A 272-nucleotide genomic window follows, 5' to 3' on the forward strand; every position below is an offset into this window, starting at 1 on the left:
CGCCCGGCTTTAAGATCGTTTCCTTGAAGGGGTAGAGGTTGACGCACACCAGGTCAATCGGGGTGATCGACAGGTCCTCTAAGGTCTTCATGTGCTCCGGCAAGTCGCGCCGGGCTAACAGGCCCCCGTGAACGTAAGGGTTGAGGGTTTTCACCCGTCCGTCTAAGATTTCCGGGAAGTGGGTGACGTCTTCAATCGAGATCGTCTTAATGCCGGCCTCATCCAGGGCCTTCTTAGTCCCCCCGGTGGAGACGATTTCGTAGCCGTGCTCT

The 272-nt window shown here is 57.4% G+C and carries 1 pseudogene; it reads right to left on the bottom strand.

Annotated features, from left to right (window positions below):
* Window positions 1–272: pseudogene (gene purH, locus L9G74_RS20640) on the bottom strand (bifunctional phosphoribosylaminoimidazolecarboxamide formyltransferase/IMP cyclohydrolase); the annotation flags it as partial.

Origin of the sequence: Shewanella electrica, assembly GCF_022321485.1 — a bacterium.
Lineage (GTDB): Bacteria > Pseudomonadota > Gammaproteobacteria > Enterobacterales > Shewanellaceae > Shewanella > Shewanella electrica.